General features: G+C 69.6%; 13 protein-coding genes. 4 read left to right on the top strand and 9 right to left on the bottom strand.

The genetic code is table 11. The features are described 5' to 3' along the window. Position 1: 1 nt before the first annotated feature. Positions 2 to 1,720 (bottom strand): MobH family relaxase, encoded by a 1,719-nt coding sequence (gene mobH / locus WDZ95_RS01665; RefSeq protein ID WP_104301936.1) that lies wholly within the window; start codon positions 1,718 to 1,720, stop codon positions 2 to 4. A 260-nt stretch (positions 1,721 to 1,980) separates the two neighbouring features. On the opposite strand from mobH, the gene WDZ95_RS01660 reads away from it, so the two are divergent. After that, the gene (locus tag WDZ95_RS01660; protein WP_425775956.1) at positions 1,981 to 2,679 is read left to right on the top strand and encodes a helix-turn-helix domain-containing protein; all 699 of its coding nucleotides are present in this window, start codon (positions 1,981 to 1,983) and stop codon (positions 2,677 to 2,679) included. Between the two features lie 100 nt (positions 2,680 to 2,779). Here WDZ95_RS01660 and WDZ95_RS01655 read toward each other — a convergent pair whose 3' ends face one another. The 8 genes from WDZ95_RS01655 to WDZ95_RS01620 all read right to left on the bottom strand — a co-directional run bounded on the left by WDZ95_RS01655 (position 2,780) and on the right by WDZ95_RS01620 (position 9,766). After that, a complete protein-coding gene (locus WDZ95_RS01655; RefSeq protein ID WP_104301938.1) occupies positions 2,780 to 3,439 on the bottom strand; it encodes a FlhC family transcriptional regulator in 660 nt (219 codons plus the stop codon). A gap of 24 nt (positions 3,440 to 3,463) precedes the next feature. Continuing rightward, on the bottom strand, positions 3,464 to 3,769 hold the full coding sequence (locus tag WDZ95_RS01650) for a hypothetical protein (RefSeq protein WP_425775955.1): 306 nt from the start codon (positions 3,767 to 3,769) through the stop codon (positions 3,464 to 3,466). Between the two features lie 352 nt (positions 3,770 to 4,121). Next, positions 4,122 to 5,186, bottom strand: a complete 1,065-nt coding sequence (locus WDZ95_RS01645; protein WP_425775954.1) for a DUF932 domain-containing protein — start codon at positions 5,184 to 5,186, stop codon at positions 4,122 to 4,124. 414 nt (positions 5,187 to 5,600) lie between these two features. Next, positions 5,601 to 6,677 (bottom strand): DUF7146 domain-containing protein, encoded by a 1,077-nt coding sequence (locus WDZ95_RS01640; protein WP_425775953.1) that lies wholly within the window; start codon positions 6,675 to 6,677, stop codon positions 5,601 to 5,603. Continuing rightward, positions 6,664 to 8,298 (bottom strand): ATP-binding protein, encoded by a 1,635-nt coding sequence (locus WDZ95_RS01635; RefSeq protein ID WP_425775952.1) that lies wholly within the window; start codon positions 8,296 to 8,298, stop codon positions 6,664 to 6,666. Before WDZ95_RS01635 ends, WDZ95_RS01640 begins: the two co-directional genes overlap by 14 nt. A 108-nt stretch (positions 8,299 to 8,406) precedes the next feature. Beyond that, positions 8,407 to 8,748 (bottom strand): hypothetical protein, encoded by a 342-nt coding sequence (locus WDZ95_RS01630; RefSeq protein ID WP_104301943.1) that lies wholly within the window; start codon positions 8,746 to 8,748, stop codon positions 8,407 to 8,409. 11 nt (positions 8,749 to 8,759) lie between these two features. After that, positions 8,760 to 9,035 carry a hypothetical protein gene (locus WDZ95_RS01625; RefSeq protein ID WP_425775951.1) on the bottom strand — a complete coding sequence of 92 codons (276 nt, stop codon included), beginning with the start codon at positions 9,033 to 9,035 and terminating at the stop codon, positions 8,760 to 8,762. A gap of 92 nt (positions 9,036 to 9,127) precedes the next feature. Continuing rightward, positions 9,128 to 9,766 carry a hypothetical protein gene (locus WDZ95_RS01620; RefSeq protein WP_425775950.1) on the bottom strand — a complete coding sequence of 213 codons (639 nt, stop codon included), beginning with the start codon at positions 9,764 to 9,766 and terminating at the stop codon, positions 9,128 to 9,130. A 691-nt stretch (positions 9,767 to 10,457) separates the two neighbouring features. Here WDZ95_RS01620 and WDZ95_RS01615 point away from each other — a divergent pair. The 3 genes from WDZ95_RS01615 to WDZ95_RS01605 all read left to right on the top strand — a co-directional run bounded on the left by WDZ95_RS01615 (position 10,458) and on the right by WDZ95_RS01605 (position 13,351). Continuing rightward, positions 10,458 to 11,228, top strand: a complete 771-nt coding sequence (locus WDZ95_RS01615) for a DUF1845 domain-containing protein (protein ID WP_425775949.1) — start codon at positions 10,458 to 10,460, stop codon at positions 11,226 to 11,228. A 595-nt stretch (positions 11,229 to 11,823) separates the two neighbouring features. After that, positions 11,824 to 12,075 carry a helix-turn-helix transcriptional regulator gene (locus WDZ95_RS01610; protein ID WP_220787790.1) on the top strand — a complete coding sequence of 84 codons (252 nt, stop codon included), beginning with the start codon at positions 11,824 to 11,826 and terminating at the stop codon, positions 12,073 to 12,075. Positions 12,076 to 12,409: 334 nt separating this feature from the next. Next, positions 12,410 to 13,351, top strand: coding sequence for a site-specific integrase (locus WDZ95_RS01605; protein WP_246607815.1), 942 nt, complete (start codon positions 12,410 to 12,412; stop codon positions 13,349 to 13,351). Positions 13,352 to 13,404 lie beyond the last annotated feature (53 nt).

Here is a 13,404-nt window from a genome sequence, read left to right as displayed (position 1 = left end):
GTCAGGGTTCCTCGTGCGCGGCCGGCTCGAAGGCGGCAAGGTCGAAACCATCGATGCAGGCTGGGGCAACTACCAGCCCGATCTTCGGCTCGCCGCGGAAGTCGGCCGTGACGGTGGCCGGGCCATCCCCCCTGGCATGCACCAGCAGGCCGACATCGGCCAGCGCCCGACTCGCCAGCGCTGGCTGCACGCCCCGGACCTCCAGTTCAGCCAGCGGCACGAACAGGCCGGCCGCGATGGGTGCGGCGGCTGCTGCGCTGCCCGGCCCGTTGAGGGTGCCGACGATGGCCGCGAGGGCATCGCGCACGGCCGGGTTTAGGCGCATGGGTGCGTTCAGCTTGAAGGTCGGCGCCGCGGCCGGTGGCGGGTTGGGCGGAGGGGGCGGCGACGGGACTTCCAGGTCGGCAACGGCAGCAGGTGGCGGTGCCGGGGTCTGTGACACCGGCGGCGGCGGGGATGTGCGAGCTGCCGGTGATGTGGCCACCTCGGTGGCGTCGAGCAATGAGAACTGGGTGCCGGGCGGCGGTGCGGGAGCTGGCGCCGGTGCAGTCGTTGGCGCCTTCTGGGTGGTCCGCGTGGCGCCAGGTGGGCAGACCAACGAGATGGCCAGTGGCTCGGCCGGCGGCGCGACGCCGGTTAGCAGGATCGCCGGCGATGCCAGCTTCACCGCCTCCGCAGCGGTCTTCAACTCCGGCGGCAGGACGAACCAGGTCGAGGCGCCGTCCGGCTGCCGCACGAAGACCCCGGCCTCCAGAAGCAGATCGAGCATCGTCTCAGGCGCCTTCGGGATGCCGGCCAACTGATCGGCTTCGAGGAGTGCCTGAACATCGTGGGCCGCCTGCGGCCACAGAAGGAACAGCCCGTCGGGCCCCAGCCAGGACCGCGACTTCTCTCGGTTCGGGAGCCAGCTCGGGCTGCTGGATGCCAGCCGGCGCATCGCGTCGACCAGGTAGCGCTCGAGGTGCGAGCCGAACTGCGGCACGCCATAGCGATCGGCGTTGGCCTGCAGGTTCCGGTCGATCACCAGCGCAAGCGAACGGCGGACCAGAGCGTCGAGGACGTTGTGGTCCCGGTAGACCGGCTGCCCGCTGATGCTGGACAGGAGGTGCGGGACGATGACGCTGTTGTCCTGCGCCAGGTACTGAAGCGTGGCTCCCGGGATGACCAGGGGCAGTGCGAACACGCCCAGGCCCCGCGACTCGGTGGCGTTCGGCCGCCAGCGAACGAAGTAGCGAGTGGCACTGCGCGATGCCAGCCAGTCGCCCAGGGGCACGAGGAACTGCGGCCACTCGCCACCCGCCTCGTCGGTCACGATCAGGTGGCTGAGTACCCGGTGCAGTTCGCAGCACAGGCCGCCGATGAAGGTGGCCAGGCGCCAGCGCGGTTCAAGCTGGCGGCGCGCCGAGATCGTCGACCGTCCGGAGAAGATGTGCGCGTCGGTGCCTTGCAGGCTGTAGAACGCGACCTCCAGCCCCAGGTTCAGCAGGCCGGCAGGTGTGCTGAAGTAGTTGTCGGCGGTGGCCGGCAGCAGGTGGACGTAGCTGGCATAGCGCTGAAGCAGCGGCTGCACCTCCGCGTCGAAGGTGTCGCGGGACAGACCGAAGCACAGGCGGATGCGGCTGACGAGGCCGTCGGCCGCTGCTAGCACGTCAGGGACGGGCAGGGCGGCGAAGCCCGGGTCGGACGCTGGAAAGGCTTCGTGGGAAGCTGACGAAAGCATGGCGATTGCAGGCGAGCACCCGCGGCCATGTTGATGGACACGGTTGAACGCCGACACCCGAAAGGATCACTCTCGGGCGCGGCTTTCGACACCAGGCTTCGGCGGCAAGCCTGATCCGACATCGCTGGCGGTCGACATCGGGCGGTCGTCGCCCGCGCTCATGCGCCGCCATGGCGGGCTGCTGTCGGGCTGCTGTCGTGGTCAGCGCCGTCGGTGCTTTCGATACTGCGTGCCATCGATGTCCTACCATGGAGAACCTTGTGATTGACACCGCCGAAAGTGTGACGACCGCTCGCCTGCTGACCCCTGCCGAACTCGGCCTGTGCGTGCGGCTCTTCCGGGAGATGCGCCAGTGGTCTCAGGAGCAGTTGGCTGAAATCTCCGGGCTCAACGTCCGCACGATCCAGCGGGTCGAACAGGGCCTGGCGGCCAGCCTGGACACGCGAAGGGCTCTGGCCGGTGCGTTCGAGTTCGAGGATCTGGATGTACTGAACAAGCCTTTCGCGATCCCGACGGAAGAGGAACTCAAGGCACAGAAGGCAAAGTTCGATCGCGAACACGTCACCTTGACTGCACTCCCGCTGACGACGGGGAAGCAGTTGGCCAAGCTCGCCGAAGCTCACATGATGGATCTGTCGGAGCCTGGGTTCGAACTCGAGCGGGAGGCAGACGACGCGTTCGCCGGACTGGTGGACTACTTCAGGGAGTACCGTGACTGCGCGGACCTATACACCGAGTCGACGAAGTTCGAGGTGTACGACGAACTGCAGTCCCGCATCGATGGCCTGAAGGCGCTCGGCGTGTCATTGCGCTATGCCGAACGCAAAATGCAGGTGAAGTGGGGAGCCGACCCCGATGCCAAGCCGATGCCGGTGAGCGTTCTGTACGTTGTCGCTTTCCCGCTGGGCAAGGAGCCGGACCAGTTTGCGACACCGAAGTCCGGCGGCATTCGCTTCTGATGCAAGTGGGACGCTGTGCCGTCCACACCAGATCCGAGTTGCTTCTTCTGTATCTCGCATCGCCATCCGACAGTGAAGGTCCTGCTGCGAACCGATTGGCTCACGGCTGGCATTCGCTCGCGGAGGAGGTTCCAACCTGCCCCGTCGACGAGCCAAAGGAACACTGCAGCAGGACGAGCATCCCCAGTTGCTCCGCCCTCGGCGCGGCCAGCGGCTGCACCGGAAACGCCCCCTGCACCCGCGGGTCCGTGCCGTACCGCTGCACCAGCTTGCAGAAGGGGCAGTGGTCGTTCGACCGCGCCACGGAGCCGAAGGCCGCCAGGAACTCGCTGTGGCAGGTCGGGCAGGTGACGAGCGAGAAGCTCCTCGTGTCGGTGAGCCACAGGCCGTCCGTGTGCGCGGCCAGATCGAAGGCGCGGTCGAAGCTGATGCGATGCGGCGGCTGGCAGATGCCGATGTAGTGGCGGTAGGCACCGACGAGCGCTTCACCCGCAGGGAAGTCGGCGTCTCGCAGACGGCGGTACAGGGCCACGATGATCGATGCCTCGGCGCGGTGGAGCAGGTTGGCGCCGTGGTACCACTCCGGGGAGTCCGGCGAGCGCCCTCGAGGTACGGCCATGCGGTCCGGGAAGAGCAGGCGCAGCGCCTCGCGGGGCGGCAGGCCCGTCAGATGACCGATGGTGCGCACGCGTGCACCGCAGGCCGCACAGGCCTTGGCCAGCGCCAGGGCGCGCAGTTGGCGATCGACCCGCGACTGCATGGCCAATGACCCGGCAACTGAGCGTCAGGCGGCCGAAATGGCCGTCACATGGCGGGGGGCGTGGACCGCGGCCAGCGGTCGAACCAGCGGCAGCGGTATGTCGAGCAGGCTGACCAGGTCGCGGCGCGGCGGGAAGAGCGTGGCGTCGCCCAGGTTGGCCACGATGGCCATCAGCTGCTGGACGCTCATCGTGCCGAGCCGCTCGGCCTGGATCGCGTCGAGCGCGAAGCGGCAGCACGCCGCCGTGCGGTCGTGGAGGATGCCGTCGCGGATGGTGAGCAGCAGGGTCAGGTTGGCGATCTGCACATCGGAGAGCTGGACCTGGTTCATGGTGCGTCCTCGCGTGGGGACCACGAGCCCGTGCAGGGCAGGGTGGAGGGGTTGGTCGGTGGATGCGGGTCGTGTTGCAGTGTCTGAAGTAGTGGCTCTGGCGCTGTGCGGCCAGCATAGGGTGGGCGACGGGTCGACTTCAATGGGCGGCGCGGGCCTGTGCATCTGCTTACCGAATTGCCACTCGCAAGCCCTGGCGAATTCCGGCGAATGCGTGAGCGCGACCGCATGAAGCGATATGCGGCGTGAACGACGCCCTTGTCGGGGCGCCGTGCAACGTCGGCGCCGGCACGGTCGGCGAACGGGGTTGCCCCCGCTCGCCGCCGTGCCGGACTGCCTGCTCAGGCCGTGCTCAGATCGCTTCGGCCAGGCCCTTCCACTCGGCGGTGCCGAGCTCGATCAGCTTGCCGCCCAGCGCCTCGAACTCCGTGGCGCGGTCGTAGTCGTCGATCTCCTGGCTGTAGTGCGTCACCGCATTGACCAGCCCGTAGCCCGAGAGCTCGCCCTCGGTGATCAGGTGCCGCAGCACGCCCGAGCGCTCGACATCGTTGAGCGTGTAGCGCTGGGCCAGCACCTCGACCGTCTTCACCGGGTCGCCGACGAGGGGGATCTTCAGCGTCTTCTGCAGCTTCTGCGCCGTCTGCCGGAAGCTCGCTTCCGACACCGCCGCCTGCACCACGTCGCGCACCTTCAGGAAGAAGGCCTTGTCGTCGGCACGCAGGGTGTCGTCCTGGTAGACCTGCAGGCCCTCGTCCTCGGTTCCGAGCGAACGGCCCACATGCGTCTTGCGCAGCGACCGGTCGGCCGCGATCAGGCCGTTGCGGCAGACCAGCCGGTACAGCAGCGGCTGCACCGACAGCGTGCCCTGGCCGACCTCGGAGTTCGAGATCACCACGCCGGCCTGGACCACGTCGCCCGGCGCCATCTCGTAGGTCAGGCGGGAGGTGATGCACTTCAGGTACATGCGCGTCTCGGTCAGCTCGACCGACTCGAAGCGCACGTCGGGCAGCTGCTGCAGGATGGGCAGCACGCTCTCGGCGAGGTCGAAGTTGTCGAGCCGGCGGTAGCGGTCCGACAGCACCGCGCGCACCTGGCCGTCCAGGGTGCGCAGCATGCGTCGATCGTCCTCACTCTGCAGCCAGGTGTTGACGTTGCGGTCCAGCAGCACCGGTTGCTCCTCGCGCATGCGCTCGAAGTACGCGTGCGGGATCTTCAGCTTGTCGGCCAGCTGGCGGCGCGCCAGCGGCGTGACGCCGTAGCGCACCGGGTTGCCGGCTTCGTTGACGATGATGTGCGTCTGGCCGTCGTCTCCGGTGCTGTGATGCACCAGCTGCGACGGCACGATCAGGTCCTTCTTCGAGTGCAGCTGGCGCTCCAGTTCCTGGGCCAGACCCACAAGGGTACGTCCGCTCTTCATGACTTTCTCCAATCGGTTTGGGGTGGGTGAGAAGCGGGGACGGCATGGCCCACGTCGGGGCACGGGTCCCCGCAGTGGGTTGACGACAACAACTCGCCGCATGCAGCGCGTCCTTGGTGGATTGGCGATGCATCGGCGAGGCAGGGGCGCGACTTCGGTGACACGGGTGTCGCCATCGGTCGCGCGGGTTCTCCAGGGCTGCCTTCGTGGCGCCGTGGGGCGTCACCTGGTCTGGCAGCTACCAGTCGGGAAACGATGAGGGGAGCGCGTCGGCCGCATGGCCGACGGCGCCTGACCTTTTCGCCGGCACCGGCAGGTCGTGGCGCAGGACATGCGCCGACCCGTCCAGTGCCGCTGAAAAAGCGGGTGCGGCCCGCCGTGGCTCGCCGCACCCCAAGCTTCATGACCTCTGCCTCAGCCACCGAGGGCCACCCGGTTGTTGGCCGCTCGGTCGGTCGACGTCGATGCACCCGCATGACGCCGGCCCCGGTCGGGGCCGTTGGCACGCTGGCTCCACACATCGGCCCAGTCCGTGCCCGCATGGCGCGGCACGAACACCCGCACCTGGCGCGGGCCGGTGGTCCTCTCCTCCCGCTTCAGCCGCCGCGCGAGCGCGTAGGCGAAGCACTGGCCGGCGAAGTCGCCACCGGCGTCGTTGTCCGCATAGATGCAGACCTCGCGCACGCTGTCCGGCACCCAGAGCTTCTCCAGGTTGCCGGCGCTGATGCCGGCCCACACGGGCTTGCCGGTGGCCAGGTGCACCGCCAGGGCGGTCTCGATGCCTTCGCACAGCGCGAGCTGCGCGCCGGCATCGAACAGCCGCACGGCAGCACCGTGGATGCCCGCGGAGAGCACCTTCTTCGCGTCGGCGGCGTCGAGCTTTCGGCCGTCGCGCAGGTAGGTCCGGTGCAGCGTCACGGCCTGACCATCCGGCGCCTGGATCAGCGCCAGCATGGCCGGGTAGGCCGCGATCTGCCGCGACTTGCCGTCAGCACCCTTCTCGAAGTAGCCGAGCGACGGGTGGAACCGCAGCACCGGCGGATGCCGATGCAGGGTCAGCCCGCGCCCGCGCAGGTAGCGGTCGACTTCGTCGCCGGCCACCACCGGCCGCGCCTCGTCCCAGATGCGCTGCACCAGCCGGCGCATGCGCTCCCCCGGTGCCGCTGGGGCACCGGCTTCGCAGGCGGCCGCCGCCGGCAGCATGCCCAGGCAACGTTCCACCTCGCACAGGGCGGCATGGAAGTCCACGCCCCGCACGGCCTGCAGCAGCTTGAAGCCGCCACCCGGGCCGCATTGCCGGCAGTGGTAGTTCCCCTCGCCGAACTTGTCGGTGTACTGGAAGCGGTCGGTCCCGCCGCAGGACGGGCAGGGCCCGTTGCGATGCCGGAGGATGCGCTCCTCGATGCCGGCCGCAGCCAGCACCTCGCTCCAGCGGCCGTGCGCGCGCTGCTTCACGGCGTCGATGCGGGCCGCGTAGTCAGCGTCCTGCATGGGCTCCTCCGCCTGCCGCTGCGTGGTCGACCAGATCGACGGTGTGCCCGGGCGCCAAGCCCACGCCCACCGTCAGCTGGAAGGTCTTGCCGTGCAGCAGCGGGTACTTGCCCAGCCGCAGGGACTGCAACAGCGAGTCCAGCGTCTGCACCGGGTCCACCGCCCGCAGCAGGCGCAGCAGATCGGCCAGCGCGTCACGGTCGGCGTCGCGGTCGGCATCCAGGAACTGGTCGTGCTCGTCGGTGAACGAGGACAGCTGCTCCACCGGCGTGCCCGTCGTCTCGCCGTCGGGGATGTACAGGTTGCCGTCGTGGCAGACCCCGGCGTCGCTGACCAGCGTCTCGTCGTCGCCGACGCGCAGGCGAACCTTCTCGCAGAGGATGACCGTGGGCCAGACCCAGCGGCCCTCCAGCGCCGTGCGCAGCTTCTCGCCCACCGGCGTCACGCGCTGACCCTCTTCCTCGAGGAAGCGGACGTGGCGCATCACCCAGTGATCGGCATGCACACCGATCCAGTCGAACACCAGCCACCCGCGGGCGCGCGCCATCATCCAGCGCGGCGCGTTGTCGTCGCCCACGTCGTCCAGGGCCACCAGCTGCACGGCACCCGACTCGATGGCCTCGCGCGTGGGCGCGGTCGGAACCGGCGTCAGGTGGCGGCGCTCGCCATGCTCCACCTGCACCGGGTAGCCCAACACCAGGCTGCACAGCTCCGCCGGCAGGGTGCCCAGGTCGTTCAGCAGGTCGAGGTGCCCCCAGCCGCGCATGACGCCGTAGTAGGTGTCGATGAAGTGGCGCGGTGGCAGCTCAGCCTTGGCGATCTCCAGCGTGCGCCGCCAGCAGGCCTTCAGCTCGGTGTCGATGCGCTGGCGCTGCACGTCCTCGTCGATCAGGCGGTCGCGGTCCGGCAGACGCGCCATGAACTGGCGCGAGTCCAGGTGCACGACGTTCACGTCCTCGCGTGTGGACCAGGCCGGCCGCAGCACGCAGAAACCCTGCAGGAACACCCAGGTGTCGTGGGTGTACCGGCCGTCGCGCGTGCCCGCGAGGTGCACGGCGCCGATGGCGCTGGCCTGGGTGGCCAGGTGGGCCTCGGCCATGGCGCGCTTGAGCGGCTCGCCGTTGAACCACACCGGCACCGGAAATCCGGCGCACAGTTCTTCGACGCGCTGCGCAAGGTCCGGCAGGTCGACGCCGTGCAGCTCGACCCGGGTGCCTGTCACCGCGTCATCCAGGGGGCGCTCCTCGACCTCGACCATTGCCTTGGCCAGTGCGGCCGCGGTGTCGATGTCGACGCGGCGTCGGCCCGAGGCCACCACGCAGCGCGAGGCGGCGTACAGGCACTTCGAGAACCCGACGCCGAAGGGGCGCTCCTGCGTGCAGGTGTCGGCGTCCCAGCCCGACTCGTGGAAGCTGAGCAGCTTCTGGAAGTCGTCCAGGCCGTGGCCGTCGTCCTGCACGGTCAGGATCCGTGCCTGCGGATCGTGGTCGATCCGGATCAGGCGCGCGCCGGCACGGCGCGCGTTCTGCAGCAGCTCGGACACCAGGGTGAACCGGTTGCTGAAGGCATGGCGCTGGTTGCGCAGCGCGCCTTCTTCGTTGATTCGGACTTGGATCTTCATCGTTGACTCCTTCGGGGGCATCCCGATCGGGGGAAGAACCGGCGGACGCACCCCTGGCGGGATGCACCCGCCGGGGTGTGTGGGCCGGTCAGCGCGGATCGGTGCCCATCAGGGCGTCGTGCGGACCGGAGGGGTGAACAACTGGCCGGCGGCCTGCGCCTCGACGAGGCTGTGCTCCAGGAACTCCCAGAGCTGCAGGTGCTGGCGACTCAGGACCTCGCCGTCGTGGCCGAGGCGCTCGACCACCGGCCCGGCGGCATGGCCACCGGATTCGGTGAGCGGCTGCCAGTGGACGCGGTAGACGAGCCGGTCGGCACCGGCGATGACGAAGGTGCGGCCGGACCGACCGGTCAGCACTTCGCTCTCCTTGACGAGGTACTCGATGTCCTCGGGCGCCTGCACGGACAGCAGGCGCACGCGGCCGGGAACCAGGCGTGCATCGGTGTGCATGGCGGCTCCCCTCAGTGCCGGGTCAGCCGCATGGGCTGGTCCGACGCAGCGTCCGGGACGCAGGGCGCCTCCGGACGGGTGCCCTCGATGGGGCGGGCCACCGGCGGGCGCCCGGTGGGTCCCCCTTCCGGGAGGGTGTCGTCGCCTTCAAGCGGCAGGATGCAGTCGGCGCCGACCTGCTGCCGGACTTGCTCCATCAGCAGGGCGTCTTCGTAGTCCATGCGCCCGGTGATGCCGTAGGCGACGACGATCGCCAGCAGGCAGAGGGCTTCCTTGAACGTGAGCATGGTGAGTTCCTTCGAACGGATGGGCGCGTGCCGCCGCGGGCTGACCGGATCGGTCGGCGCGGCCCGAGGCACGGCGCCCGGGGTGGGCGTGATCACGCGAACAGGTCGCCCTGCACGGACATCTGCTTGAGCTGCTCGTTGATCCACTGGGGATTGCGGGTCAGCCGGGCCTCGACCCATTCGGGGTGGGTCGCCACGGCCTCGCGCACCCAGCCGGGGTAGCGGGCCAGCGTCGCGTGCAGCCAGGGCCGCAGCCCATGGCGGATGCGCTCGCGAACCTCCTCAGCGTCGACGAGTCCGCAGTACGGGATCGGCGACAGCGGGCTGCAGCCGACCACGCGCAGGCAGTTCACGAACGAGAACGGCAGGCCGTCCTTCTCGCGTTCGGTGAACACCCAGCGCAGGGTGTCGAGCTTCTCCTCCAGCGGCGTGGCCGGGTCGGCCAGGTGCCGGATCTCCTGCAGCAGGCGCCAGTGCAGCAGGACGATGTCGTCCTCGCTCCATTCCTCCACCCACGCCTCGCGGGTGCTGCCCGGTGCGCCGATGGCGCTGTCGGCGCTGTCTGCGCCGGGATCGTCCTGATGATCCAGGGCGGTCGGCATGTCGAACAGGGCGTCGACGACGAACGGGGTCGTCGTCGAGCCGAGTCGGGCTCGGTTTGCGTCGAGGCTTGCCGTCTGTGGCGAGCCGACAGGGGCGCCGGCCTGACGGCAGGCGTTGGTGCTGTGCATCGTGGACTCCTTGGATGGGAAGGGAGACCACGTGCACCCCGTGGAGGGCGCGCGGGCCCCCATGCGGGTGACGGTTGGGTGATGTGGCGCCGGCCGCCTTGCGGTCGGGGCGTGGAACTCCAGGGCTGACCGGGTTCAGTGGCGCGCGCGAGCGCGGTGATCGGTGTCAGCGTCCGATCGGGGGGACATCGGCGGGAACGGGACGAGCCCGGGAGGCAAGGGCGCGGTCGGTGCGGCGCTCGAGCAGATGCGCTCGGCACCGGGTCGCGGCCCTTGCCTCGAAGGCCCGGCCTGAGGCGAATGCCCCGGCGTGCCTGATCGCTTGCGCGGTCCTCGGCACGGCGATGCACAGGGGCACCCGACGGAGCGACACCGCAACGGGTGTCCCCCATCGGTGGGGCGTGCATCACCGCGATTCGATCGTCCCCACGGGTGCCTGTGCGACCTGCACGGGCACCCACGCGGGGGATCAGTTCAGGAAATCTCCAAGGCTTGCCGAGTCTGGATGCAGGGCCAGCTGCTGCATGGCGCAAAGGTAGGTCGCCGGTTCCGCCCGGTCAATGGGCCGATGCCCGTCGCCACGCAACTGATCGCGAAAGCGCCCCGAGGTGCCGGGGCTTTCGCGTGGCAAAGGGTCGTGCACGTTCGGAAGATGCCATCGAACCCGTTGTCAGCACAAGGAGCCGCGGGCATGGCCAATGTCGAGATCGTGAAGGTGGACCAGGGCGGCGCCAACGCCCGCATCCTGGCCCGCGAAGCCAAGGTCGACTTCCGACGCGTCGAGGCGGCCAGCCTCAAGATCGCCACGCGGTTCAGCAGTGCCGAGGGCAAGCGCATGTTCGTGCGCATGTTCAACACCCTGCAGCTGAACATGCACTTCATCTCGGTCATCGCCCGCACCCGGCTCGACCACGAGGACATCGGCCGGATCGAGACGGCGTTGCGCGGCAGGATCGATGCCGCCACCACCAGCCTGAACGAGGCCATCGACGGCGCCGAGGCGCTGTTCAAGGCCCACGGCATCACCAGCCTGGCGTCCTACGACACGGTGCCGCTGGACGTGGACGTGCGCGTGCTGTCGTCGATCAGCCGCCGATTCCTGGAGGTGCTGGTCAAGCTCGACCAGCTGATGCCGCTGCTGCAGACGCTGGAGATCCACGAGGTGGTGTCGGCGCAGGCGGTGGACACGCAGCGTGCGGGGCTCAAGCGCCAGGTGCGCGACATCGCCAACGGCGCGCGAAGCTTTGCGACGGGCTTGCGGCGGCGCATGAACGCGCTCGATGCCCGCGCCACGTCGCCCGACGATGCCGAAGTTCCTGACGACGCGCTCGGTACCGCCGTCGGCGAAGCCGTCGATTCGACGACCACGGTACCGGACGGACCCGCAGATCCCCCACCGACAGCGGGCCGCGACGTGGAGCCGCTACCTGCGCCAACGGCAGTCGCTGCGGTGGCGGAGTAGGCGGTGGAATTGGAGGCCGTCCGATGTCCCTCCCAAGCGGCGGCACCTACCGACGCTTGCGCGGGCAATCGGCGCGGGCGTGTTGCCCGTGAGCGGTGCGGACGCTACCGTGTGTCCAGGCCGTGGGCTGCCCGCAGAGGCAAGTCGGCGCCACCGTAGCGCCGATCACCCGTTCAACGGGCGAATCGCCCGGGGCCTCCACCCGCATCGGGTGGCGTCGCAGTCGATACCTGCCTCGTCCGACGTCGGCCCGCTGCCTCCGGCGTGCCGGCCAGTTCCGGCGGACCCGCCGCGCCCGGCTCGGCGACCGAACGCACCCGGTGCCGGACTCGGCCCTCCGCGGCATCGAACGCGCGGACCTGCACCGCATGGCGGCCGGCATGCACCCCCAAGGGGGTGGCGATCGAATCACACCGAAGGGGGCCCTCGGCAGGGGCCCTCTTCGGAAGGCATCTTCATCCACCGCGCGAACGGAACGCCCGCGGTGGTCCAGGAGTCGAGCGTTCCCGGGCGGCTGGCGCGTTTCCTGACCGAGCGCCGTCGTCGCAGAGCAGGTCATGACCTTTGCCGGCTGCATGCCGATGAGAGGCCGATCATGCCCCGCGTTTCTGTTCCCGCCGCCCTGTCGGCGGACTCCCCGGCCGCAGCGCCCAGCGCTGCGCTGCCGGACACCGGCTTCCTGCGCCAGCCGCAGGTGCTGTCCTTCGTCCCCATCTCCAAGTCCACCTTGTGGCGGCGCGTGCATGCGCGCACGTTTCCGGAGCCCGTGAAGCTGTCCGAGCGCGTGACCGTCTGGCGCGCCGAGGACATCCGCCGCTGGATCGAGCAGCAGGGGGTTGCGTCATGACGCACCTGGAACGGCGACGGACGCATCGCGCTGCACGCGGTAACGCCTCGGCAACACGCCGGCACGCATGCCCGGGCACATTGAAACCGCAACGCGGTCGGGCGAGGTCTCGCCGCGGCCGCGAACGCGACAGGGCCTGGCGTGTATCGGTCGCGAAACGACTGGTCACACGGGAGTCGCAGGTTCGCGCGTTAGACGTGGGGACACCGGGCACGTGCTCGGGCCGTGCGTGGTCCATGCCTTCGACATCGAGGAAGCGATTGGCGCGAAGCGACCACGACGCCGCGCCCGGCCAGCGTCCGTCGGTGATTACGTCGTCCAGGGAGTAACAACAATGGAAGACGATCCGGAAGCCGCCGGCGATCGCCGGCAGACATTGCAGACGATCCAGATGCTGCGCGAGGTGATCGACGGCGATCCCTACGCGACCGTGGCCCATCGATGGGGGCTGTCGCGTTCGGCCGTCGACCGGCGCATCAAGGGGCTCGCGGTGCAGCTCACGCAGGCAGTGGGCGTCGATGGCCTGCAGGAGAGCGGCGCCGCCTTCGTGAAGCGCCTGCGCATGCACCGGGACGCGATCCTCCAGGCACTGCAGCACTTCGACCCGACGCAGGTGAGCTCCCAGCGCGAAGCCCGTGTGCTCAATCCCGACGAGGTCGATCTCGGGGCGCGCCGCGTGCGCAGCCGATCCACGCGGCCGCTGCACGACCTGGCGCTCTACTACCTGCCCTTCGCGACCGGCCTGCGCCCGCTGGAGGTCGCGCGCCTGACGGTGGGCGACTACCTGCTCGAGGACGGCAGCGTGCGGCGAGAGTCGAGGGTGCGCGCCGATGTCGCGATCAACGGCAGGGACCGGCCGCTGTTCTTCAGCCACCGTCGTCTGGACGAAGCGCTCGGCGCCTACCTCGACGAGCGGCTCCGTGCCGGCCACGGTCTTGGCGCCGCCGAGCACTGGCGCGGCCTGGATCGGCACGGCCCGCTGTTCCTGGGCGCGGAGGGCGAGGTCTATCCGATCACGCCGAACGGAGGCGAGGGCCAGAACCGCTACGTCTGCCGTCCCCTGCTGGAGATCTACCGCAAGATCTTCCGCCAGGCCGACATACCTGGCCTGTGCACGCAGTCGGCCCGGCTGACCCTGATGTCGCGGATGTACGAGCGTGGCGCCGACGAGGATCAGGTCGGGCTGGTGCTGGGCATCGCCGATCGAAGCGCCGTGCGCGAGCAACTGCCGAGGCCGCGACCCGAGCTCGCCAAGGTCCTCGAGGAGCTGGCATGACACGGCGCGCCCGCTGAAGGGCTGCAACGGTGATGGAGTCGGGGAAGGAGTCG

The organism is Hydrogenophaga sp. T2, assembly GCF_049843535.1.
GTDB lineage: Bacteria > Pseudomonadota > Gammaproteobacteria > Burkholderiales > Burkholderiaceae_C > Hydrogenophaga > Hydrogenophaga crocea.
This window is presented reverse-complemented; position numbering and strand designations above follow the sequence as displayed.

Bases quoted from the DNA above. Each gene is read 5' to 3' on its own strand.
- WDZ95_RS01645 (WP_425775954.1), bottom strand. From the start codon at position 5,186: ATGAAGAGCGGACGTACCCTTGTGGGTCTGGCCCAGGAACTGGAGCGC.
- WDZ95_RS01635 (WP_425775952.1), bottom strand. From the start codon at position 8,298: ATGAAGATCCAAGTCCGAATCAACGAAGAAGGCGCGCTGCGCAACCAG.
- WDZ95_RS01605 (WP_246607815.1), top strand. From the start codon at position 12,410: ATGGAAGACGATCCGGAAGCCGCCGGCGATCGCCGGCAGACATTGCAG.
- WDZ95_RS01625 (WP_425775951.1), bottom strand. From the start codon at position 9,035: ATGCTCACGTTCAAGGAAGCCCTCTGCCTGCTGGCGATCGTCGTCGCC.
- mobH (WP_104301936.1), bottom strand. From the start codon at position 1,720: ATGCTTTCGTCAGCTTCCCACGAAGCCTTTCCAGCGTCCGACCCGGGC.
- WDZ95_RS01655 (WP_104301938.1), bottom strand. From the start codon at position 3,439: ATGCAGTCGCGGGTCGATCGCCAACTGCGCGCCCTGGCGCTGGCCAAG.
- WDZ95_RS01615 (WP_425775949.1), top strand. From the start codon at position 10,458: ATGGCCAATGTCGAGATCGTGAAGGTGGACCAGGGCGGCGCCAACGCC.
- WDZ95_RS01610 (WP_220787790.1), top strand. From the start codon at position 11,824: ATGCCCCGCGTTTCTGTTCCCGCCGCCCTGTCGGCGGACTCCCCGGCC.
- WDZ95_RS01620 (WP_425775950.1), bottom strand. From the start codon at position 9,766: ATGCACAGCACCAACGCCTGCCGTCAGGCCGGCGCCCCTGTCGGCTCG.
- WDZ95_RS01630 (WP_104301943.1), bottom strand. From the start codon at position 8,748: ATGCACACCGATGCACGCCTGGTTCCCGGCCGCGTGCGCCTGCTGTCC.
- WDZ95_RS01640 (WP_425775953.1), bottom strand. From the start codon at position 6,677: ATGCAGGACGCTGACTACGCGGCCCGCATCGACGCCGTGAAGCAGCGC.
- WDZ95_RS01650 (WP_425775955.1), bottom strand. From the start codon at position 3,769: ATGAACCAGGTCCAGCTCTCCGATGTGCAGATCGCCAACCTGACCCTG.